This is a genomic window from Variovorax soli (assembly GCF_031454625.1).
GTDB classification, from domain to species: Bacteria; Pseudomonadota; Gammaproteobacteria; order Burkholderiales; family Burkholderiaceae_C; genus Variovorax; species Variovorax soli_A.
The window spans coordinates 23,779-47,146 of record NZ_JAVDRF010000006.1; the positions used below are offsets into that span (position 1 = coordinate 23,779).

General features: G+C 67.8%; 16 protein-coding genes. 6 read left to right on the plus strand and 10 right to left on the minus strand.

Annotated elements, in window-relative coordinates; translation table 11 throughout:
* Positions 1 to 33: 33 nt before the first annotated feature.
* From secA to J2739_RS15340, 4 genes are read left to right on the plus strand one after another with little or no spacing between them, the layout of a single operon-like run.
* Positions 34 to 2,820 (plus strand): preprotein translocase subunit SecA, encoded by a 2,787-nt coding sequence (gene secA / locus J2739_RS15325; protein ID WP_309903104.1) that lies wholly within the window; start codon positions 34 to 36, stop codon positions 2,818 to 2,820.
* Between the two features lie 13 nt (positions 2,821 to 2,833).
* Entirely contained in the window at positions 2,834 to 4,063 is a 1,230-nt protein-coding gene (gene argJ, locus J2739_RS15330) for a bifunctional glutamate N-acetyltransferase/amino-acid acetyltransferase ArgJ (RefSeq protein WP_309903106.1), read from the plus strand.
* On the plus strand, positions 4,060 to 4,929 hold the full coding sequence (locus J2739_RS15335) for an ATP-binding protein (protein WP_309903108.1): 870 nt from the start codon (positions 4,060 to 4,062) through the stop codon (positions 4,927 to 4,929). The genes argJ and J2739_RS15335 overlap by 4 nt, the downstream gene beginning before the upstream one ends.
* 6 nt (positions 4,930 to 4,935) lie before the next feature.
* On the plus strand, positions 4,936 to 5,358 hold the full coding sequence (locus J2739_RS15340; protein WP_309903110.1) for an NUDIX domain-containing protein: 423 nt from the start codon (positions 4,936 to 4,938) through the stop codon (positions 5,356 to 5,358).
* Here the strand turns inward: J2739_RS15340 and J2739_RS15345 are convergent.
* The 9 genes from J2739_RS15345 to J2739_RS15385 all read right to left on the minus strand — a co-directional run bounded on the left by J2739_RS15345 (position 5,352) and on the right by J2739_RS15385 (position 19,817).
* Positions 5,352 to 5,567 carry a DNA gyrase inhibitor YacG gene (locus J2739_RS15345; protein WP_309903112.1) on the minus strand — a complete coding sequence of 72 codons (216 nt, stop codon included), beginning with the start codon at positions 5,565 to 5,567 and terminating at the stop codon, positions 5,352 to 5,354. The genes J2739_RS15340 and J2739_RS15345 overlap by 7 nt on opposite strands.
* Positions 5,568 to 5,575: 8 nt before the next feature.
* Entirely contained in the window at positions 5,576 to 6,331 is a 756-nt protein-coding gene (gene zapD, locus J2739_RS15350) for a cell division protein ZapD (RefSeq protein WP_309903114.1), read from the minus strand.
* A 37-nt stretch (positions 6,332 to 6,368) separates the two neighbouring features.
* Entirely contained in the window at positions 6,369 to 7,385 is a 1,017-nt protein-coding gene (locus tag J2739_RS15355) for an HAD family hydrolase (RefSeq protein ID WP_309903116.1), read from the minus strand.
* Positions 7,386 to 7,393: 8 nt separating this feature from the next.
* The gene (locus J2739_RS15360; RefSeq protein ID WP_309903118.1) at positions 7,394 to 8,887 is read right to left on the minus strand and encodes an MBOAT family O-acyltransferase; all 1,494 of its coding nucleotides are present in this window, start codon (positions 8,885 to 8,887) and stop codon (positions 7,394 to 7,396) included.
* Between the two features lie 89 nt (positions 8,888 to 8,976).
* The gene (coaE, locus tag J2739_RS15365) at positions 8,977 to 9,612 is read right to left on the minus strand and encodes a dephospho-CoA kinase (protein WP_309903120.1); all 636 of its coding nucleotides are present in this window, start codon (positions 9,610 to 9,612) and stop codon (positions 8,977 to 8,979) included.
* A complete protein-coding gene (locus J2739_RS15370; protein WP_309903122.1) occupies positions 9,570 to 10,535 on the minus strand; it encodes a prepilin peptidase in 966 nt (321 codons plus the stop codon). Before J2739_RS15370 ends, coaE begins: the two co-directional genes overlap by 43 nt.
* Complete coding sequence (locus J2739_RS15375; RefSeq protein WP_309903124.1) at positions 10,535 to 11,764, minus strand: type II secretion system F family protein; 1,230 nt, start codon at positions 11,762 to 11,764, stop codon at positions 10,535 to 10,537. Before J2739_RS15375 ends, J2739_RS15370 begins: the two co-directional genes overlap by 1 nt.
* A gap of 15 nt (positions 11,765 to 11,779) precedes the next feature.
* A complete protein-coding gene (gene pilB, locus J2739_RS15380) occupies positions 11,780 to 13,513 on the minus strand; it encodes a type IV-A pilus assembly ATPase PilB (RefSeq protein ID WP_309903127.1) in 1,734 nt (577 codons plus the stop codon).
* Between the two features lie 244 nt (positions 13,514 to 13,757).
* The gene (locus J2739_RS15385; protein ID WP_309903614.1) at positions 13,758 to 19,817 is read right to left on the minus strand and encodes an alpha-2-macroglobulin family protein; all 6,060 of its coding nucleotides are present in this window, start codon (positions 19,815 to 19,817) and stop codon (positions 13,758 to 13,760) included.
* Between the two features lie 84 nt (positions 19,818 to 19,901).
* Between J2739_RS15385 and J2739_RS15390 the strand changes: the two genes are divergently transcribed.
* Positions 19,902 to 21,143 carry a glycosyltransferase family 4 protein gene (locus J2739_RS15390; protein ID WP_309903129.1) on the plus strand — a complete coding sequence of 414 codons (1,242 nt, stop codon included), beginning with the start codon at positions 19,902 to 19,904 and terminating at the stop codon, positions 21,141 to 21,143.
* A gap of 44 nt (positions 21,144 to 21,187) precedes the next feature.
* The gene (gene opgC, locus J2739_RS15395) at positions 21,188 to 22,351 is read left to right on the plus strand and encodes an OpgC domain-containing protein (RefSeq protein ID WP_309903131.1); all 1,164 of its coding nucleotides are present in this window, start codon (positions 21,188 to 21,190) and stop codon (positions 22,349 to 22,351) included.
* Between the two features lie 76 nt (positions 22,352 to 22,427).
* Here opgC and J2739_RS15400 read toward each other — a convergent pair whose 3' ends face one another.
* Complete coding sequence (locus J2739_RS15400; RefSeq protein ID WP_309903133.1) at positions 22,428 to 23,144, minus strand: SGNH/GDSL hydrolase family protein; 717 nt, start codon at positions 23,142 to 23,144, stop codon at positions 22,428 to 22,430.
* Between the last annotated feature and the right edge of the window lie 224 nt (positions 23,145 to 23,368).

Consider the following 23,368-nt stretch of genomic DNA (forward strand, 5'->3'; position numbering starts at 1 on the left):
CGCAAGCCATGGGGTCGCTGTCGACCCGCTCGCATGGCAACCAACTTCCTGACCCAGATCTTCGGCAGTCGCAACGACCGGCTTCTCAAGCAGTATCGCAAGACGGTCGAACGCATCAATGCGCTCGAGCCGAGCTTCGAAAAACTCAGCAATGAGGCGCTGCTGGCCAAGACGCAGGAATTCAAGGACCGGCTGACGCGCGGCGAGACGCTGGACGACCTGCTGCCCGAAGCCTTCGCGACCGTGCGCGAGGGCTCCAAGCGCGTGATGAAGATGCGCCACTTCGACGTGCAGCTGCTCGGCGGCATGGCGCTGCATTACGGCAAGATCTCCGAGATGCGCACGGGCGAAGGCAAGACGCTGACGGCCACGCTGCCGGTGTACTTGAATGCGCTGACCGGCAAGGGCGTGCACGTGGTCACGGTGAACGACTACCTCGCCAACCGCGACGCGCGCTGGATGGGCCGCCTCTACAACTTCCTCGGGCTCACGGTCGGCATCAACCTGCCGCAGATGCCGCGCGAGGAGAAGCAGCAGGCCTACGGCAGCGACATCACCTACGGCACCAACAACGAGTACGGCTTCGACTACCTGCGGGACAACATGGTCTACGAGACGCAGGACCGGGTGCAGCGGGGGTTGAACTACGCGATCGTCGACGAGGTGGACTCGATCCTCATCGACGAGGCCCGCACCCCGTTGATCATCAGCGGCCAGGCCGAGGACCACACCGAGCTCTACCTGGCGATCAACAAGGTCGTGCCGCTGCTCACCCGGCAGGAAGGCGAGGCCGACCCGCGCACCGGCGAGGGCGTGACCAAGCCGGGCGACTTCACGGTCGACGAGAAGACGCACCAGGTCTTCCTGACCGAGGACGGCCACGAGAAGGCGGAGCAGCTGCTTTCCGAGTTCAAGCTGCTGCCCGAGGGCGCCTCGCTCTACGACCCGGCCAACATCACCTTGATGCACCACCTCAATGCGGCGCTGCGCGCGCGGCATCTGTATCACCGGGACCAGCACTACGTGGTGCAGCAGGGCGAGGTGGTGATCGTCGACGAGTTCACCGGCCGCCTGATGTCCGGCCGGCGCTGGAGCGACGGCCTGCACCAGGCCGTGGAAGCCAAGGAAGGCGTGGAGATCCAGGCCGAGAACCAGACCCTCGCCTCGATCACCTTCCAGAACTACTTCCGCCTCTACGCCAAGCTGGCCGGCATGACGGGTACGGCCGACACCGAGGCCTACGAATTCCAGGAGATCTACGGCCTGGAAACCGTGATCATCCCGCCCAACCGTCCGAGCAAGCGCGAGGACCAGCTCGACCGCGTCTACAAGACCACGCGCGAGAAATACGAAGCGGCCATCCAGGACATCCGCGAGTGCTACGAGCGCGGCCAGCCCGTGCTGGTGGGTACCTCCTCGATCGAGAACTCCGAGATCATCGACGGCCTGCTCGTCAAGGCCGGCCTGCCGCATCAGGTGCTCAATGCCAAGCAGCACGCGCGCGAAGCCGAGATCGTGGCGCAGGCGGGCCGCACGAAGATGATCACCATCGCGACCAACATGGCGGGTCGCGGCACCGACATCGTGCTCGGCGGCAACGTCGAAAAGGCGATCGAAGCGGTCGAGGCCGACGAGGCGCTCGACCCCTCGGCCAAGGCCGCCGAGGCCGCGCGCCTTCGCGCCGAGTGGGACAAGGACCACGAGTTCGTCAAGTCGGTCGGCGGCCTGCGCATCATCGCCACCGAGCGCCACGAGTCGCGCCGTATCGACAACCAGCTGCGCGGCCGCTCGGGCCGCCAGGGCGACCCCGGCTCCTCACGCTTCTACCTGAGCCTGGACGATCCGCTGATGCGCATCTTCGCGGGCGACCGCGTCAAGGCCATCATGGACCGCCTCAAGATGCCGGACGGCGAGGCGATCGAGGCCGGCATCGTCACCCGCAGCATCGAAAGTGCGCAGCGCAAGGTCGAGGCGCGCAACTTCGACATCCGCAAGCAGCTGCTCGAGTACGACGACGTCTCGAACGACCAGCGCAAGGTGATCTACCAACAGCGCAACGACATCCTCGACGCCGGCGACCTGACGGCGCAGATCGAGGCCCTGCGCGAAGGCTGCTTCACCGACCTGGTCCGCCAATACGTGCCGGCGGAATCGGTCGAGGAGCAGTGGGACCTGGCGGGCCTCGAGAAGACGCTGGCCGGCGACTGGGGCATCGACCTTCCGTTGCAAAAGGAAGTCGAGGCGGCCACCGCCATCACCGACGAGGACATCGTCGAAAAGGTGATCGCCGCGGCCAACGAGGCCTTCAATGCCAAGGTGGCACTGATCGGCCAGGAGAACTTCACGCAGTTCGAGCGCATGGTGCTGCTGCAGAGCATCGACACCCACTGGCGCGAACACCTCGCTTCACTGGACTACCTGCGCCAGGGCATCCACCTGCGCGGCTATGCGCAGAAGCAGCCCAAGCAGGAGTACAAGCGCGAAGCCTTCGAGCTCTTCGGCCAGCTGCTCGACTCGGTCAAGAACGAAGTCACGCGCCAGCTGATGACGGTGCGCGTGCAGTCCACCGAGCAGCTGGAGCAGGCCGCCGAGGCGATGGAGAGCCGAGGCGAGAACCTCGCCAACATCACCTACAGCGCGCCGACCGAGACCGGCGAAGTGGAAGTCCGCGTCGACGAGGAAAGCCAGCGCCGCCTCGCGGCGCTCGCGACAGGCAGCCTGCCTGCAGGCGCCGCCGCCTTCGCGCGCGTGGGCCGCAACGATCCCTGCCCCTGCGGCAGCGGCAAGAAATTCAAGCATTGCCACGGCAAGCTGAGCTAGGACGGAGCGACTCATGCCAGTGAATCTCTCCGCTCCCGATCCCGCTGCGCTGCATGCGGTGCCCGGCGTCCGCATCGGCGTGGCCGAGGCGGGCGTGCGCAAGCCCAACCGCAAGGACCTGACGGTGGTGCTGATCGACGAAGGCGCTGCCGTGGGCGGCGTGTTCACGCAGAACCGCTTCTGCGCGGCGCCGGTGCAGGTCTGCCGCGATCACCTGCAGAAGGACTTCGGCATTCGCGCAATGCTGATCAACACCGGCAATGCGAACGCCGGCACCGGCGAGGATGGGCTGGCCCGCACCCGGGCCACCTGCATCGCGCTGGCCCGCAAGCTCAATGTGGCGCCCGAGCAGATCCTGCCCTTCTCGACCGGCGTGATCATGGAGCCGCTGCCCATCGACCGCATCGAGGCCGGCCTGCCGGCCGCGCTGGCCGATGCGCAGCCCGACCACTGGGCGCGCGCGGCCGAGGGCATCATGACCACCGACACCGTGCCGAAGGCCTTCAGCCGGCAGCTGCAGATCGGCGGCGCCACCGTCACCATCACCGGCATCAGCAAGGGCGCCGGCATGATCAGGCCGAACATGGCGACCATGCTGGGCTTCATGGCCACCGACGCGAAGATCGCGCCGGCCCTCATCCAGCCGCTGGCCAAGACCCTGGCCGAAGCCTCCTTCAATCGCGTGACCATCGACGGCGACACCTCGACCAACGACTCCTTCGTGGTGATCGCGACGCAGAAGGCCGCGCATGCCGCCATCGACTCGCTGGACTCGGCCGACGGCCGTGCGCTGGTCGAGGCGATGCAGGCAGTCGCACGCCAGCTGGCGCAGGCCATCGTGCGCGACGGCGAGGGCGCGACCAAGTTCATCACCGTTCGTGTCGAGGGCGGCCGCGACGCCGCCGAGTGCCGGCAGGTGGCCTATGCGGTCGCGCATTCGCCGCTGGTCAAGACCGCCTTCTATGCCAGCGACCCGAACCTCGGGCGCATCCTGGCGGCGGTCGGCTATGCGGGCATCGCCGATCTCGACCAGACCGGCATCGACCTCTACCTCGACGATGTGCACGTGGCGGTCAAGGGCGGGCGCAATCCGGGCTATCGCGAGGAAGACGGCCAGCGCGTGATGAAGCAGAGCGAGATCACCGTGCGCATCGCGCTCGGCCGCGGCGACGCCGCCGATACGGTGTGGACCTGCGACCTGAGCCACGACTACGTCTCGATCAACGCCGATTACCGGTCATGAACGAGAAGTTCGAACGCCTGATCGAGCGTGCCGAGCAACTGATCGGACGTATCGAATCCATTCTTCCCCAGCCGCTGGCGGCCCCCGCCGACTGGAACGCCTCGATCGCCTGGCGCTACCGCCGCCGCAGCTCGGGCCATGGCACGCTGGAGGCGGTGCGCCACCTGGCGCCGATGCCGCTCGACGCGCTCAAGGAGATCGACGTCCAGAAGGAAAAGATCGAGCGCAACACGCGCCAGTTCGTCGAGGGCAAGCCGGCCAACAACGTCCTGCTGACCGGGGCCCGGGGCACCGGGAAGTCGTCGCTGATCCGTGCCTGCCTGCATGCCTATGCGCCGCAGGGGCTGCGGCTGATCGAGGTCGACAAGGCCGAGCTCACCGACCTGCCCGACATCGTCGAGGTGGTGTCGCAGCGGCCCGAGAAGTTCATCGTCTTCAGCGACGACCTGAGCTTCGACGAGGGCGAGCCCGGCTACAAGGCGCTCAAGTCCATCCTCGACGGCTCGGTGGCCGCGGCCACGCCCAACGTGCTGATCTACGCGACCAGCAACCGGCGCCACCTGCTGCCCGAGTACATGAAGGACAACCTCAGCTACACCCACACCGAGGACGGCGAAGTCCATCCGGGCGAGGTGATCGAAGAGAAGATCTCGCTGTCGGAACGCTTCGGCCTCTGGGTCAGCTTCTATCCCTTCAGCCAGAACGAGTACCTGGCGATCGTTGCGCAGTGGCTGTCTTCCTTCGGCGCCGATGCGAAGACCATCGAAGGCGCGCGCGCCGAGGCGCTGGTGTGGGCGCTGGAGCGCGGCTCGCGCAGCGGCCGCGTGGCCTACCAGTTCGCGCGCGATTACGCGGGCCGGCACTGATCGGCCATGAGCGAGGCGCGCAAGCACACGGAGGTGGCCGTCGGCATCCTGATCCGCCAGGAGGACGAGGCGCTGCTGCTGTCGACCCGCCCCGAAGGCAAGCCCTACGCCGGCTACTGGGAGTTCCCCGGCGGCAAGATCGAGAGCGGCGAATCGATCGAGCAGGCGCTGCGGCGCGAACTGCACGAGGAGCTGGGCATCACCATCGATGCCGCCGAAGTCTGGAAGACCACCGAGCACGACTACCCGCACGCGCTGGTGCGCCTGCACTGGTGCAAGGTGCGCGCGTGGCAGGGCGATTTCGAGATGCGCGAGGGCCAGGCGATGCGCTGGCAGCAGCTGCCCCTGTCGGTGTCGCCGGTGCTGCCGGGCGCGTTGCCGGTGCTCGACTGGCTGGCGCAGGAGCGCGGCCTGCCCAGGCCTTACTGAAGCTTGGGGTCGCCGAAGGCTTCGTCGTCGGGCGGCGCATCGGTCGGCATGCGGAATTCCTCGCTGGCCCAGGCGCCCAGATCGATGCCCTTGCAGCGCGCGCTGCAGAAGGGGCGATAGGGGTTGCTCGGGCCATAGACGCTGTCGTTGCCGCAGGCCGGGCAGCGCACGATGCGCTCGCCGGCGGCCGTCTTTCTGCTCGTGCTCATCGAAACACTCAGGCGCAGAGAGTGAGCTCGAAGGGCGTGTCCTCCGTGCTCTGGTGCAGGCGGTCGTCTGCCTCGTGGCGCATCAGCCGCACCGACACCATGAGCCGGTTGCCGCTGATCTCGGGGATGAGCCCCAGCCGCGGATCGATGCGCAGCCGCAGCAGCTGGAAGCTGCGGCCTTGCGGCAGGTTCTGCTGGAACTGCCCGTGGGTCGCGATCACCTTGTAAGGCACGTCGGTGTCGCGCAGCAGCTTCAGCAGCAGGTAGATCGATTCGGCCAGCGGCGCGAGCGTGGAGGACCAGCGCTCGAGGTCGGCCCGGCGTTCGTGGCCCGGACGGTGCTGCCAGGCGTAGTAGGCAGGCAGGTCGAACTCGCAGGTGCCGCCGGGAATGCCGGCACGGCTGCGGATGCTCATCAGCCACTCGTTTTCGGTCAGCGCCTGGCCGGCCTTGCCGGGGATCGTGTTGAGCGTGGCGAAGTTGCTTTCGAGCTTGCCGACCACCTGGTCCAGCACGGCCTCGGAGATCGCGGGGTTGCCGCGATAGCCGTTGAAGACATTCTTGTGCTTGTCCAGGTCGCGCATCACGTCGGCCTTCAGGTCGGCGCGCGCGGCGACGTCCATGATCTCGAAGATCGTTACCAGCGCGAAATGGTGGGACAGTGCCGAGTCCGCAGGCACCAGTTCGCCCAGGCGGCGAAACAGGTGCTCCAGACGAAGGTAGGTCCGGATGCGCTCGTTGAAGGGGTATTCGTAGAGGATCACGTGTCTGTGGGTTTCCCGTCGCGGGATGATAAGCCTCTCACGGCGCCTTCGTCTGCGACACGGGCAGCGCTTCGCGCACCACGCCCAGCATGTACTCGCCCAGTGCCAGCTGTCCGTGCATCGAAAGGTGGGTGTCGTTCGAGAAATAGAAGTCCTGCATCCGATGACCCTTCTCCTGCGCGAAAGCGTAGAGGTCGGGGCCGAGCTTCGCCTCGCGGAAGCCCTGCACGAAGTCCTTCGAGAAGTCGGGCTTGAGGTAGACGGTGGTCTTGTTGGGGATCACCATCCACAGCTGCGGGATGGACGGGTGCTGCTGCGCGAAGCGCTTGATGCGGTCGAGGGTGCCCGTGGTCAGCGGGCCGTTGCCTTCGTCGTCGACGAAGACCGGCAGCTTGTTGCACTCCCGGTGCGAGAAGTACTGGCAGCCGCCGGGCAACGACCGGACCCACGCATTCTTGTTGAACAGCAGATCGACCGGGGACTTCTTCGCGCGCCACGAGTTGTAGTAGGCCTCCGGGCCGGTGTCGAAGCGCGCGGTCCAGTTGGGCAGCGCATCGGGGCCCGGGAGCTGGGCGGGCTTGACGAAAGGCTCGAGCTTCGACTCGAAGGGCTTGATGACCTTGTCGCAGTTCTGGCCGTCCACCGTCCGTTCGTCGAGCAGGCGCTCCACGCTCTGGAAGATGATCAGCTTCCCCTTGAAGCCCGCGCGCTCGAGCCACTGGTCGAAGTCCTTGCACATCACCGTGCCGTACTGTCCCCAGTAGGTGGTCGCGACGCGGTAGCCCGCCTTCACCAGCGAGGCCTGCCAGTAGAGCGTCATCGAGAAGCTGTCGCCGATGACCAGGATGTCGGCCTGGTTGACCGGCGCCGCCTTCAGGTAGGCCGGGTCGACCGTGGGGGCCGGCTTGGTCCAGCCGAAATCCTCTTCCGCCAGGTGGCCGATGCGGGTCAGGTCGCCATAGGGCGGAAGACTGGTGAGCGAGACGAGCCACATCGCGAACACGGCCACGTAGCCGGTGATGAAGATGCGGAGCCAGACTTTTGCGAGCGTCATGTCGCTTTTCAGAATTGGAAGTACAGGAAGGGGCTGTAGCCGCCCAGCTTCGATACCGCCCAGGCAAACATCAGGAAGCTGCCGGACGCGATCATCACGGTCGAGCCCAGGGCCAGCACACGGCGGCCCGTCAGCGCCTGCGGATGAGGCACCCAGCGCTCCAGCGAGATGGTGGGCGGGAAAGCCAGGCAGATGAGCAGGCCCACCAGCAGCGTCCTGAAGAACTCGGACTTGCGGTAGGGCACCAGGCCCATCTCGCTGAAGGCGGTGGGGGGTGCCCCGTGCAGGCCCAGCATGCCCTTGTAGACCGCCACCGCGGTGTGCATGCCGTCGGCGCGGAACACGACCCAGGCGATCATCACGCAGAGGAAGGTGAGCACCCAACCGACCACGCGGGCAATGGGCCCCGCCGGCACGTTGCGCCGCACCTTGGCGTTCCAGAGGTGATTGACCATCAGGTAGGCGCCGTGCAGCGCGCCCCAGAGCACGAAGGTCCAGGCGGCACCGTGCCAGAGCCCGCCCAGCAGCATGGTGAGGAACAGGTTCAGGTAACGCCGGGCCGGGCCCTTGCGGTTGCCGCCCAGCGGCACGTAGAGGTAGTCGCGCAGGAAGGTCGACAGCGAGATGTGCCAGCGCCGCCAGAACTCGATGATGTTGGTCGACTTGTAGGGCGAGCGGAAGTTGAGCGGCAGTTGCACGCCGAGGCACATCGACAGGCCGACGGCCATGTCCGAATAGCCCGAGAAATCGAAATAGATCTGCAGCGTATAGGCGAGCACGCCGAACCATGCCGTGTAGAGCGTGGGCGCCAGGCCGTTGTGCGCGCCGTTGAACAACAGGTCGGAGTACTGGCCCATCGGGTCGGCGATCAGCAGCTTCTTGGCCAGGCCGAAGCTGAAGATCGCCAGGCCCAGCGCCAGCTTGCGCGGGTCGGCCTTGTAGGTCTGCGGGTTGGCGAACTGCGGCATCATCTGGGCGTGGTGCAGCACCGGGCCCGCGATCAGGTGCGGGAAATAGGTGACGAAGAGCGCGTAATGGACGAAGCTGCGCTCGTGCACCTTGCCCTGCCAGCAGTCGACCAGGAAGGCGATCTGCGTGAAGGTGTAGAACGAGATCCCGATCGGCAGCGCGATGTGCAGCATCGGGATGGGCGAGAAGCCGGCGGCCGCCAGCCCCTCGTTGACGTTGGACACGAAGAAGTTCGCGTACTTGAAGACCGCCAGCACGCCGAGGTTGACCACCAGGGCGATGATCAGCAGGCGCTTGCGCTGGTGGTCATCGCGTGCCGGGCCAGGCGTGAGCCGCAGCCCGAACCAGTAATTGATGCAGATGGAGCCGATCAGCAGCGGTATGGCCTTGACGCTCCACCAGCCGTAGAAGAAGAGCGAAGCGAGGGCCAGGAAGCCGGCCGCTGCGCGCGCGTTGCGTTTGCCGATCAGGAAGAAGCCGAACAGGACGATCGGGAAATAGACAAAGAGAAACGCGTGTGAATTGAAAAGCATCTCGGATGGGGCGGGCGCGCTGGCCTCATGCGCCGCCTTCTTCTGATCGGGTGGGGGAGGGCTGCCGCCGGGGGGCAGAAAGCCCTGCATTATCGCGTGGCGGCGGGATGCCAGGGCAGAGCCCGGACTTCCAGCGCAAGTTCCTCGAACGACAGCGTCTCGTTGAAGATCACCGCGTCCGCGGCCGCCCGGCGCGCGCTGCGCGGCGCCTGCTGCGCGATGACGGCGAGCACCGCCTCGGGGGTCCAGCCCGAGCGCGCGACCACGCGCCGCAATTGGGTCGCTTCGGTGGCGTCGACCACCAGCACGCGGTCGACCCGCGCGCGCCAGCGCTTCGATTCGACCAGCAGCGGCACGTCGAAGACGATCAGGCCCGTGGCGCCGGCCGCCTGGGCTTCGCACTCGGCGCCGATCGCGGGGTGAAGAATGGCCTCGAGCCGCTGCTTGGCCGCGGAGTCCGCGAACACCAGCTCCCGCATCCGTGCACGATCCATGCCGCCGTCCGGGGCGACGACCGAGGGGCCGAAGGCGGCCGCGATCGCCGGCATCGCGGCGCCGCGAGGCAGGGTGATGGCGCGCGCGATGGCGTCGGTGTCGATCAGCGTCGCGCCGTCTGCGACCAGGATGGACGCGACCGTGCTCTTGCCGCTGCCGATACCGCCGGTCAGGCCGATGCGCAGCTTCAGGACGTCAGCGCGCCCAGGGGAAAGGCGAAGGGAATCCATTGCCGCACAGTATCGGGCCCGGCGACGAGGCACACGAGCCCGGCGCCCGCCAGGAAGGGGCCGAAGGAGATCGGAACGTCCTTGTGGGCCAGCTTGCCCACCACCAGCAGGACCGTGCCGAGAATGGCGCCCACCAGCGAGGAAACCAGCACGATGGCGATGAGGTAGTCGGCGCCGAGCCAGGCGCCCAGCGCCGCCAGCAGCTTGAAGTCGCCATAGCCCATGCCCTCCTTGCCGGTGGCCAGGCGATAGGCGTGGAACACCAGCCACAGGCCCAGGTAGCCGAACACGGCACCCCAGACCGCGGACGCCAGCGGCACGCGCGTCAGGCCTGCCGCCGCGCCGATGAGGCCCAGCCAGAGCAGGGCATAGTTGAGCGAGTCGGGGAGGTACTGCGTGTCCAGGTCGATCAGGAACTGGCAGACGAGAAGCGCTGCGAAGGCCGCCCACAGCGCCGCGGTGGGCGACAGTCCGTAGCGCCAGGCGCACAGCGCGAACAGCGCGCCGGTGACCAGTTCCACCAGCGGGTAGCGCGGGCTGATCGACGCCTTGCAGGCACTGCAGCGTCCGCGCAGAAAGAGGTAGCTGAGCACGGGGACGTTCTCGTACCAGCGGATCTGGTGACCGCAGTGTCCGCAGCGCGAGGCCGGACGCGCCAGGCTGAAGGGGGGCAGCGCATCGATGGACTTGGCCGCTTCGCCGGCGGCCGTTTCGAGCGCCGGCGGCGTGTTCGTCTTCGGGCCGAACACAAGGCTCCACAACGAGGGCACGCCGTCGACCTTCATCAGGTTGCCGACGGCCTCGCCCAGCCACTGCCGGTACATCATGACCGGTGTGCGGTAGACCACCACGTTGAGGAAGCTGCCGACGAGCAGCCCCAGCACGCCGGCCAGCGCGGCGTCGACCCCCTGCGACGGCAGCATCAGACGACCTGGCCGAGCTTGAAGATGGGCAGGTACATCGAGACCACGATGCCGCCGATGATCACCCCGAGGAACACGATGATGATCGGTTCCATCAGGCTCGACAGGCCCGCCACCATGTCGTCGACTTCCGACTCGTAGAAGTCGGCGGCCTTGCCCAGCATGTGGTCGATGGACCCGGACTCCTCGCCGATGGCGGTCATTTGCAGCACCATCGAGGGGAACAGGTTGGCATTGGTCATCGCCGCGGTCAGGCTGGTGCCGGTGGAGACTTCCTGCTGGATCTTGACCGTGGCATCGCTGTACACCGTGTTGCCCGAGGCGCCGCCGACCGAGTCGAGGGCCTCCACCAGTGGCACGCCGGCAGCGAACATGGTGGCCAGGGTGCGGGTCCAGCGCGCGACGCAGGACTTGTCGATCAGCGTGCCGAAGATCGGCAGGCGCAGCAGCAGGCGGTCCATGAAGCGCTGGACCTTTTCATTTCGTTTCCAGGCCTGGAAGAAGAAGTAGAGGCCGCCGCCGATCACGCTGAAGATCAGCCACCAGTAGGCGACGAAGAACTCGCTGACGCCCATGACGAAGAGCGTCGGCGCCGGCAGGTCGGCGCCGAAGGAGGTGAACACCTGCTTGAAGGCCGGGATCACGAAGATCATGATGATCGCCACCACCACGAAGGCCACCACGATCACCGAGGTCGGGTACATCAGCGCCGACTTGATCTTCGACTTGATGGCCTCCGTCTTCTCCATGTAGGTGGCCAGCCGGTCCAGCAGCTCTTCCAGGATACCGGCGGCCTCGCCGGCCTCGACCAGGTTGCAGTAGAGGTTGTCGAAGTACTTGGGGAACTTGCGGAAGGCGGCGGACAGCGAGGTGCCGGTCTCGACGTCGCTGCGGATGTCGTTGAGCAGCTTGGCCACGCTGGGGTTGGCGTTGCCGCGGCCGACGATGTCGAAGGCCTGCAGAAGCGGGACGCCGGCCTTCATCATGGTCGCCAGCTGGCGCGTGAAGATGGCGATGTCCTTGGGCTTGATGGCCTTGCCGGCGCGCATGCGCCGCTTCTTGATCTTCGAGGCCAGCACGCCCTGGCGCCGCAGCGCGGCCTGGACTTGGTTCTCGCCGGCGGCGCGGATCTCGCCGCGCACCACCTTGCCGTTGCGGTCCTTGCCTTCCCATTCGAAGACGTATTCCTTGAGCGCGGTCCGGGATGAGGATGCTGCTGCCGTTGCCATTCGATGTCCGCTTCTCTATTCGTTGGTGACCGCGAGTACTTCTTCGAGCGAAGTCAGGCCCTGCATGACCTTCTGAAGTCCGGACCGGCGCAGGGAGCGCACGCCCTCGGCCTCGGACTGCCGGGCGATCTCGAGCGCGCTGCCGTCGCGCAGGATGATCTTCTGGATCTCCTCGGAAATCGGCATCACTTGGTAGATGCCGACCCGGCCCTTGTAGCCGCCGTTGCAGGCTGCGCAGCCGACGGGTTTGTAGGGCTTCCAGGTGCCGTCGATCTCGCGGTCCTTGAAGCCGGCCTCGATCAGCGCTTCCTTGGGCACCTCGAGCGGCGCCTTGCACACGGTGCACAGGCGGCGTGCCAGCCGCTGGGCGGTGATCAGGATCACGCTGGAGGCGATGTTGAACGGCGCGATACCCATGTTGCGCATGCGGGTCAGCGTCGTCGGGGCGTCGTTCGTGTGCAGGGTGGAGAGCACCAGGTGGCCGGTCTGCGCGGCCTTGATCGAGATGTCGGCCGTTTCGAGATCGCGGATTTCGCCGACCATGATGATGTCGGGGTCCTGGCGCAGGAAGGCGCGCAGCGCGGTCGCGAAGGTCAGCCCCGCCTTGTCGTTGACGTTGACCTGATTCACGCCGGGGAGGTTGATTTCGGACGGGTCTTCGGCCGTGGCGATGTTGACGCCCGGCTTGTTCAGCAGGTTCAGGCAGGTGTAGAGCGACACCGTCTTGCCGGAGCCCGTCGGCCCGGTGACCAGCACCATCCCGTACGGTCGGCCGATGGCCTGCAGCAGGCGCTCTTTCTCGTCGGCGTCGTAGCCCAGCGCGTCGATGCCCAGACGCGCGCTGCTCGGGTCGAGGATACGCACCACGATCTTTTCGCCGAACAGCGTGGGCAGGGTGCTGACGCGGAAGTCGATCACCCGGTCCGGGCCGATCTTGAGCTTCATGCGGCCGTCCTGCGGCACGCGCTTCTCGGCGATGTCCAGCCGCGAGATGACCTTGATGCGCGAGGCCAGCTTGTCCTTGATGACGGTGGGCGGCGTCGCGATCTCGCGCAGTTCGCCGTCGACCCGGAAGCGCACCCGGTACTGATGCTCGTAAGGCTCGAAGTGGATGTCCGAGGCGCGCATGCTGAAGGCGTCGAGCAGCATCTTGTGCAGGAAGCGCACAACCGGTGCGTCCTCGACCTCGGCGATTGCCGATTCGTTGGCATCGGCGGTCTCGGCAATGGAGGAATCGTCGAACTCGAACTCGGCGCCGACGATGCTGTCGATGGTTTCGGCGGCACTGACCGCCGCCGCCTCGATCATGCGGGAGAGCTTGTCGTACTCGGCGACCACCCAGTCCACGCCCATTTGCGAGGCGAACTTTATTTTTTCCGCCGCCTGCTGATCGGAGGGGTCGGCTGTTGCGACAATGAGACGGTTGTTGCGCTTGCTCAGGACCACGACCCGGTAGGCCTGGCAGAGCTTGGCGTCCAGCAGGTCCTTGGGAAGCCGCTGTGAATCGATTGCGTCGAGGTCGAGCAGCGGGGCGCCGAAGGCACTCGACAGGGTGTGGGCGAGGTCGGCCGCCGAGACGGCGCCGGTGCCGGTCAGCTCCGCGATGAAGCTGCTGCGGCTGCTGAGCGACTTCTGATAGATCTCCTCCGCAGTCTTCGCCGGCAACTTGCCGGCGGAGATCAAGGCGCGTGCCAGCCCGGGCAGGGCGATGGACGAGCTTTCTTTGATGAGAGGGTCAGCGGCAGCCATTCAGTGGAATGTAACAAGACGTGAGAGTGCGGCACGATCATCGCCGATCACCCTGGGGCTGTAAACCGCGCTGCCGGCGCAGGGTGCGGAGCATTTTGCACTTGCAGCCGGAAAGACACGTCGAGGGGAATGCCTTCGGGTGAATGGCGCCTGCTGAAAATCTGGACTTTCAGCATTCGAAACGAGGCGCCAGTTTAGGCCCAAACCGGGCCGTCGCTTCGTCGTTCGGAGGGCATGCGCCTCCCTATCTTGGCGCTTCCACCTTCACCCGCTCGTTCGGGAGTTCGCCGAACATCTCCGGGGCGTACAAGGCCTCGACCCGGCTGGGCGGGAGCGCGAACTCGCCCACGTTGTTCAGCCGCACCGTGTACTCCATCTTGACCACGCCCTTGGGCAGGTACTCGTAGTAGCTGCGGAAGGCTTCGAAGCTGCGCTCCTCGAAGGCCGGCCAGCCGGCGCCCGAGCGCTTCTCGCCCTGGCTCGCGATCTGCGAGTCCCGGCCCAGGCCGCTGCCGAGGATGGTGGCGCCGCCCGGGATCGGATCGGTGATCGCAACCCAGGTCATGTCGGCACCGGCATTGACCTCCAGGCTGATGCGCACCACATCGCCGCGCGTGTAGACGCCCTGGACTGCCTGCTCGACCGGCGTGACGGTTTTCCTGATGGCATAGCCGGCCGCGAAGGGCGCCTTCAGCTGGACCGCCGCGATGGACTGCAGCGTGAGCCACGGCCTGCCGCTGCCGCTCTGCGTGACGAGCAGCGTGTCGCGCGCGGCAGCAGCCGTGGCCGGCCAGGGCAGGAACATGCTGTTGTTGCGCAGGTTGCCGGGCGCTGCCGGCGCGCCGAAGGCGGTGCGCTGGTTCGGCGCGCCGGCCGGGTCGCTGGCCTTGATGCGCTCGACCTTGCTCCAGTCCACCAGGGCCTTGGCGCCGCCCAGGCTGGCGGCGGTGACGCCCGCCACGGGCGCGCTCTCGAATTGCTTCGAGAACTTTTCGAGCGCGAGGCCGCCCCACAGATTGGCGGTGGTGGTGTGCCAGGCGCCGTTCTGCTGGCGCCCGATGAAGCCCGTGGCGAGCCGGCCGATGTCCTCCTTCCACGCCGGGTCGTCCAGCGCCGTGAGCAGCAGCCGCGCGGTGTTGACGTCGCCGTTGGCCATCAGCCACCACCAGTAGTCGTCGCGCTCGGTGCTGAAGACCAGCCGGGTGCCCTGGTAGCTCAGGCGCGCCTTCAGGACGTTGTTCGCCTCGTCGAGCCTTTGCTGGCGCTGCGGCACGTCGGGCACGCGCTTGAGGATGTTGAGCCAGTCGAGCACCGCGCTGGTCGGCCACTGGTTGGGCGCGATGGCGATGCTGGTGGTCATGCGGCCCTGCGCTTTGCCGTAGCGCGAGAGCGCTTCCAGGGCCGCGAGCTTGCGCACGTCCAGGTCCTTGCGCGGGCTCCAGAACTCGCGCTGGATGCGGCCTTCGACGAAGGCGATCAGGCCCTGTGCCATCGGCACGCTGGCGGCATCCGGCAGCGCAAAGGCCGGATCGAGGGACGCGGCTTCGTGCGCCGCCGCCAGCAGGTACGAGGTCAGGATGTCGCTGCCGCGGTTGGCCTCGCCGTCGCGCGGCGGGAAGTAGTTGGCCAGGCCGTCGCCGTCCAGATAGCTGGGCAGCTGCCCGAGCACGGCCTGCCAGGCCTTGCCGTCGCGCAGGCCGATGGACTTGCTGGTCTTCTGCTCCAGGCAGGCGTAGGGGTAGGCGGCGAACCAGTCGCGCACTCCCGTCAGGCCCTCGGCCAGCCGCGGCTGCAGCGAGAGTTTGAGGCCGCCGCGGCCGGGCAGGGCGTCGGCCGGCGGCGCGACGTCGAGGGTGAACGGACCCTCGAGCTGCACCAGCAGGCCCTGCTGCACCGTGAGCGGCACCGCCGGCACGAGGCGCTGGCGCACCTTGAGCGCATCGCGCGCGCCGCCGATCTGGTCCTTGGCCTCGATCTCCCACAGCAAGGCCTCGGCGCGCGTCTGCGCCAGCTGGGCCGGCGCGGTCACCATCCAGGCCAGCTCGCGGGCCTCGCCGGGCGGGATCTCGACCGTCTGCGGAGCAAGGACGGCGCCCTCGCTGGTCACGGCGCGGACTTCGCTGCCTTCCGAGGAGGTGCTCGCTTGCCTGGGGCGGCCTGGCGCGGCGCTCGGTTCCGACAGCGTGGCGCGCGGCGCCGCCTCCACCTTCATCGGCTTCTGCGTGGTGTTGCGCAGGGTGATCTGGGCGCGGAACCGGTCGTCCTCGCGCACCAGCGGCGGCAGGCCGCTGACGATCTGCAGGTCCTGCGTGGCCTGGATCGAGGCCTGGCCGGTGCCGAACAAACCTGTGCCCGAGTCCGCCACTGCGACGATCTTGAAAGTGGTCAGCGCATCGTTGAGCGGCACCGTCACCGTGGCCTGGCCGTTGGCATCGAGCACCACGGCCGGGTTCCACAGGAGCAGGGTGTCGAGCAGCTCGCGCGTCTGGCCCTTGCCCCCGCCGCCGCCGGCCGGCACCGCCTTGCGCCCATAGTGGCGGCGTCCCACGATCTCCATCTGCGCGGTGGAGGTGGAGACGCCCCAGCTGCGCCGCTGCAGCATCGCCTCGAGCAGCTTCCAGCTGTCGTTGGGCATCAGCTCCAGCAGGGCCTGGTCGACCGCGGCCAGCGCCACCTCGGCGCCGGCGGCGGGTTTGCCATCGGGCAGCCGCGCGGAGATGGTGATCAGCGCCTTGCCGCGCACCGGGTAGCTGGGCTTGTCGCTCGCCACCTTCACGTCGATCTGGTGGGCCTGCGTGCCGACGCGGATCTCGGCCATCCCGAGCCGGAAGGCCGGCTTGCTGAGGTCCACCAGCGCGGTCGGCGCCACGTACGCCTTGCCCTCGTACCAGAAGGCGGTCCACCACTCGCGCGGCGCCCTGAAGCCCCAGGTGAAGAAGCTGTACCACGGCACCTCGCGCAGCCGCCCGCGCAACGCGAGCACGCTCACGTAGGCGTTGGGGCCCCATTCGGGCTTGACCTGCAGCGTCACCGTCGGGTCCTTGCCGTCGAGCCGGACGACCTGCGTCTCGATCACGCCTTCGCGCTCCACCGATACCAGCGCAGTCGCGAAGCGGAACGGACTGCGTACCTGGAAGCGGGCGGTATCGCCGGGCTGGTAGCTCTTCTTCTCGGGCAGCACGTCGATGCGGTCGTGGTCTTCGCCGCCGAACCAAAGCTCGCCCTGCCGGGTGACGTACACCGAGCTCGCGGCGCGGCTGTCGCGCCCGTCCTTGTCGGTGGCACTGGCGATCAGCTCGACCTGGCCGGACTCCTTGAGCTCGGCCTCGCACAGCAGCAGGCCGCGCGGATCGCTCTTGCCGCTGCAGACGGTGCCGATCTCCTTCACCTCGGTCTTGTTGTCGTAGGTGTATAAGCCGCCCACCATGCGCTTGCGGCTGGTGGTGGTGATGCGCGCGATGGCGCGGACGTTGAGCGTCACGCCCTCCTGCGGCTTGCCCGCGAGGTCCAGGGCCAGGGCCTGGAACTTCATCTTCTGCCCGGTCGAGACCCAGCCTTCGGTCTTGACGCCGGCGATCACGGAAGCGGGCCACAGCGTCTGCACGCTGCGCAGTGTCTGCACCTCGCCGTTGGGATCGGCGTAGGTCGCTTCGAGCAGCAGCTCGCGGGGCGTCCCCTTCGCCATCGGGATCTTTTCGAGGGTGAGCTTGCCCGCGCCGTCCTTGTCGAGCGTGAGCGGGAGCTTGTCGGCCACCACGCGCAACGCCTGCGAGGCCGAATCCGGTTCCTCGGCCTCGCTCGCGGCCGGGCCGTCCTTGCGCGGCGGGGCGAAGCTGAAGCTGTCGAAGTCCGCGAAGGCGAGACTCTTGGCGCGCACCGCCGCCGAGACCCGCACCGGCAGACGGGCCGCGCCGCCGCCGGCCACGTAGTTGACCTGCACCTCGATGGGCAGCGAACTCGCGGCGACCAGCGCCTTCTTCTCGGCCGGCGCGATGCGGCCCTCGAGCACCGGCAGGCGGAATTCCTCGACGCGGAACTCGCCGGTGCCGTAGCTGCGCTCGCCGCCCTCCTCGCTGTCGCCGCCGCTGCCCTTGCCATTGCGCAGCTCGACCTGGTAGAGGCCGAGCTTGGCGGCCGGCGGGATCGCGAAGCTGTTCTCGCCGCTCTGGCCGCCGGTTGCGGTCTTGCGCCATTTCAGCGGCTGGGTGTACTGCTGGCCGCTGCCCACGTGCGTCACGACCAGGGTGTCGGGCAGCGTCTTCGGCAGGCCGAAGCCCGCACGGGTCTGGGTCCGGATCAGGTGCTTCATCGACACCGTCTCGCCGGCGCGCAGCAGCGTGCGATCGAAGATGGTGTGGGCCACGCGGTCGGGCTCGGGCTCCAGGCTGGTGGGCACGTTGAAGCGCCAGGGCTCGATGCCGCGCTGCCAGTCGCTCCAGGTGAAGGCGAGGTCTTCCACGCCGGCCGGGTCCCGGGCGCGTGCGCTGACGAACCAGGCGTCGCCGCCCTCGTCCTCTTCGCCGGAGCAGCTCGGCGGGTTCGGCGAGATGCCGGACAGCTGCACCAGGCCGCGCGCGTCGGTGGTGCCGGCGGCGACCTCCTTGCCGTTGCAGTCCGAGACGCGCACCGCGGCATGGGCCACCACCTGGCCCTTGTCCAAGGTGGTGACCCAGGCCAGCGCGTTCTCGCGTCCCAGCTTGAAATGGACGGCCAGGTTGGTTGCCAGCGCGGTGGTGCGCACGTACATCGTGCGGCCGGCGCCGTAGCGCTCGTCGAGCAGCGTGTCGCCCAGCTTCTGCGAGGCGATCTCCAGCACGTGGAAGCCCGGCGTGAGCGGGATGCCGATCACCTCGAAGGGCCTCGGGTCGCCGCTCTCGGCCTTGGGCATGTCGAGCGTCTTCACGCCGGCCTGGCCGCCGAGCAGCGAGACCATGCGAGTCTGGACACGGTCGCGTTCGTCCTTGTCGATCACCTTGGGCAGTGGCCCCTTGACGTCGCGCGCCGCCTGCGCGCGGGAGACCGTGTAGTTGCCGTCATAGCGCCGCACCTTGCGGAACCACGCGATGATTTCCGCGTCGGTCCTCGGATTCATGTCGCTCACCTTGCCGGGCGTCAGCGCCTGCACCTGCAGCGCCGGCTCGACGCGCCGCACCGTGACCGGCATCAGCGCCGTTCCGCCGGGCTCGGCCAGGCGCTCGACCACGCCGAAGGGCGAGGCCGCGAACTTGGCCAGCGGCGGCATGGCGCCGGTCGCGACCTTCAGCGGAAAGCTGTCGGACGCGGCCTGGGCGCGGCCCGAGGCGTCCTCGAACCTGGCCGGCAGCGTGAGAGTGAAGGGCGTCTGCTCGGCGAAAGGCGGCGGGAAGCTCACCGAGTCGACCACCGCGTCCTCGTCCGCGGAGGTGTTCTCGTCGTCGAACTTGGGCTTGATCGTCTTGCCGCCACCCTGGAGCGTGATCTGCGCCGCCAGCTTGCGCGCCACCGGCGCGTTGAACCGCAGCACCAAGGGCTTGAGCGGCAGGCAGGCCGACTGCGCGTTCTCGCGCTCGCAGCTGAAGGAGACCGCGAAGGGCTCGCGCACCTGGAAGCTCAGGCGCCGCTCGATCGCGTTGGCCACGCCGGAGGGCGTGGCCACGCCTTTGCCATAGACCAGCTGCAGGCGTGCGCCCGGGCTCAGCCTGCGTTGGCACTGCAGCGTGACGAAGCGCAGCGGCGTCTTCTCGGCTTCCCTGTCGCGGCCGAGGGCCCTGAGCAGGGCCTGGCGTTGCTCGCCTTCGACCAGCCGGACGGGGATGCGCTCGCCCACGCCGTCGGCCTGGCACCAGATGTTGTCGCGCACGCTTTCCAGCGTGGCCGGGCCGTTGAGCTCCAGCATGAACTGCTGCTCTTCGTCGATCTTTCCATCGCCGGGCTGCCAGCTGCGCACGAAAGGACCGCCGCTCGAGAACTGGTAGCGCTCCGGCCCCGTCAGATCCGCGCCCGCGGCCGACTTGAAGCCTGCGATCCGGGTGATCGTGCAGCGCACGCCCGGGGGCAGGTCGTTCTCGAAGTCCCAGACCCACTGCTTCTCGCCGGTCCAGCGGCCCGTGCCCTTGGCGGCCTGCGCGTCGCTGCAGCTGACGGCCAGCGGGGCGGGCGCCTTGGGGTCGCCGAAGTTGACGGCCGGCTGGTCGAACTTCGCGACCACCTGCCGGATCCGAGCCACCTCACCCTGCGGCGTGAGGCTGCTGATCTGCAGCGCGTGGGCGCCGAGGCTGCACAAGACCAGGGCCGCGGCCGCCAGCGCCCGCGGCGTTGTTCTCATTGGTTGCAAGAGGCTTCTCCTTCGGGTGCGCAGCGTAGCGCAACCCGCCCGACGCGCCACAGGCGTCCACTATGATCGATCGATATGAAACTGCTGTTCAGCCACCCCGCAGGCAACCAGAACGTTCGCGCCATGCTCGACGGACTGGAGGCCGCCGGAATGCTTGCGCGTTTCACGACCACCCTGGCGGTGGCGCCCGACAACGTGGCGCTGAAACTGGTGCCCCAGGGCCTGAGCCGCGACCTGCTGCGGCGGCGCTTCAACGTCCCGCGCGAAAAGATCCTGCAGCACCCCTGGCGCGAGCTGGCGCGGGCCGTCTGTTCCCGGGCCGGCTGGAACTATTGGCTGCGCCACGAGCAGGGCTTCGCCTCGATCGACGGCGTGCTCCAGGACTTCGACCGCTTCAGCGCCCGCGCCCTGCCGCGGCTGCACCAGCGCCTGGACCTCGGCGCGGTCTACACCTACGAGGACTCCGCCCTCGACACCTTCCGCACGGCCAAGGACCTCGGCCTCAAGTGCGTGTACGACCTGCCGATCTCGTACTGGGAAGTCGGCCGCAAGCTGATGGAAGAAGAGATCCAGCGCCTGCCGGCCTGGGCCCATGCATTGGGCGGCGGCATGTCCGATTCGCCGGCCAAGCTGGAGCGCAAGGCACGCGAACTGGAGTTGGCCGACCTGGTGGTGGTGCCCAGCCGATTCGTGGCCGACTCGCTGCCCGCCTGGGCCGGGCAGAAGACCCGGGTGCTGTCGCCCTTCGGCTCGCCGCTGTCGGCGGCCGCGCCGGCGCGCCAGGCGGTCGACCCTTCGAAGCCGCTGCGCGTGCTCTTCGTCGGCTCGATGGGGCAGCGCAAGGGACTGGCCGACCTGTTCCAGGCCATGCATTTGCTCGAGGGCGAGAACATCGAGCTGGTCGTGATGGGCTCGCTGCTGAACGAGCCCAGCTTCTACCGCAGCCAGTACGCCGACTTCACCCACGAGAAGGGGCGCCCGCATGCCGAGGTGCTGGCCCTGATGCGCAGCTGCGACGTGTTCTGCCTGCCTTCGCTGTACGAAGGGCGCGCGCTGGTGATGCAGGAGGCGATGAGTCAGGGCCTTCCCATCGTGATCACGCCCAACACCGGCGGCGACGACCTCGTGATCGAGGGCAAGACCGGCTTCCTGGTGCCGATCCGTTCGCCGGAGAAGATCGCCGAGAAGCTCGCCTGGTTCAACCAGAACCGGCACGAACTCCCGGCCATGAGCGAGGCGGCCATGCGGCATGCGGCCAGCTACACCTGGGAGAAGTACAGCGAGGTGGTGATCGACGCCATTCGCAAGCTGGCGTAGCACCGAAAACGGCGCCCGCCGAAGATGCCGGGTGCCGAGCCACCATGAAGCGCTACTGGCAAATCGACGCACTGCGCGGGCTGATGCTCGTGCTGATGACCTTCACCCACCTGCCCACGCGGTTCACCGATCCGCTCGGGCAGCCCTTCGGCTTCGTCTCGGCGGCCGAAGGCTTCGTGCTGCTCTCGGCCTTCGTTGCCGGGCTGGTCTACACGCGCATCAGCGACAGCCGCGGTGTCGATGCGATGCGCCGCGCCTTCTGGCGGCGCGCGCTCAAGGTCTATCTGGTGCAGGCCGCAACGCTGCTGTTCCTCTTCACCATCATCACGCGGGTCGGCCTGCGCATCGACCAGCCGGCGGTGAAGAACCTGCTGTCCTTCTACCTCGCGCAGCCGCTCGAGGGCTTCGGCTACTCGCTGCTGCTGGTGTACGAGCCGGCGCTGCTCGACATCCTGCCGATGTACATCTTCTTCATGCTGATGAGCCCCTGGGTGCTTGCCTTCGCGCTGCGCCATGGTTGGACCGGCGTGATGGTGGCCAGCGCGGCGCTGTGGGGGCTGGCGCAGTTCGGCTTCAGCGAATGGCTATACGGGCTGGCGGTGCACTCGCTGCATCTGCCCGTGCCCTTTCGCGAGATGGGCGCTTTCAACGCCTTCGCCTGGCAGTTCCTGTGGTTCACGGGGCTGTGGATGGGCGCCAGCCGGCACGCGCCCGATGCCGAGCCCTTCCGCTTCCCGGCCTGGCTGGTGGCGCTCGCGGTCGGCACGGCGCTCTATGGGTTCTGGTGGCGGCACCATGGCATCAATGGCCAGGCCCCCTTCGGCGGCGACGAAGCGATGAACCTGCTGTTCGACAAATGGCAGCTCGGGCCGCTGCGCATCGTCAACCTGGTGGTGCTCGGCATCGTCACCGTGCGCTTCGGGCCGGCGCTCATGCGGCGCCTGCCGCGCCTGCACGCGCTGGAAGCGATGGGCTCGGCCTCGCTGCCCGTGTTCTGCGCGCACCTGGTCGCGGTGCTGCTGGTGCTGGCCTTCTACGGCGACAGCCAGACCGCGCGTCCCTGGTGGGGCGATGTGCTGCTGCTGGCCGTGGTCTTCGCAGGCCTCTACGCCGTCGCCCGCGCGGCGCTATGGTGGGGCGAGCACCGTCGCAGCCGCGGCACCTACCGCGACATCGCTGCAATCGACAGCTCGGTTCAGGGCCGATAGGCGGACATTTTCATTTCGCGCTATTCGCGAAAACCTTCGCGTCCGGATGTTCGATCCTCGCGAACTTCGACAGCCTCTACTCCGCCACCCGCGCCAACTGCCCGCCGATCACGGAGCGCCACAGCCCGTAGCCTTCGTCGTTGAGATGCAGCTGGTCGCCGCGGAACAGCTCTGGACGCGGGCGTCCGTCCGCCCCCAACATGGGGGTGAAGACATCGATGTAGTCGCTGTTCGGCAGGCGCCGCAGATAGGCGGCAATGATGTCGTTGGTCGCGCGCATCCGCGGCAACAGCTTCTCGCGCGAGGGGCTGGGCTTGATCGAGATGTAGCTGATGCGCGCCTCGGGCAGCGCGGCACGCACGGTGTTGGCGAACTGCGCGAAGCTCTCCAGGATCTCGATCGGCGTGCGGCCCTCGGCCAGGTCGTTGTCGCCCGCGTAGACCACCACATGCCGCGGCTTGTAGCGCAGCACCAGTTCCCGCGCGAAGACGCTGCAGTCGGCCATGGTCGAGCCGCCGAAGCCCCGGTTGATGACCACCGGCAACTGCGGGAAGTCCTGCGCGAGGCGGGTCCACAGGCGGATGGTGGAACTGCCGACGAAGACCACGCCGCCCTCGCCAGGCCATTGCTGCCGGTCGGCGGCATCGAAGGCCGAGAGCTCCCCGCGCCAGCGGGTCTGCGCGGCCAGATACGCGGGCGTGGGGGCGTCGTCGGCGGGCGAGGGCTGGGCCTGCGAGGCGCAGGCCGCGAGAAGGAGGGCGATCGGCAGCAGGGCCCGGCGGGCAGCGTTCATCACAAGGGTGGAGTCCAGGGCAAGGGCTTCGATCGCATCATGCGTTCGAGCCTTCGACGATGCGTCGAAGGATGTTAACGGCCCTCGGAGCCTCTTCTCGGGAGGCACCGCATCAGGCCGCCGACCGATCGGGCCGACTGCACCTTTTATCCCGCGATGTGCGCGGTCCTGCACAGCCGCCGCGCTTCGTGATGCGGCATTGCAACATTTTGAAACCTATACTG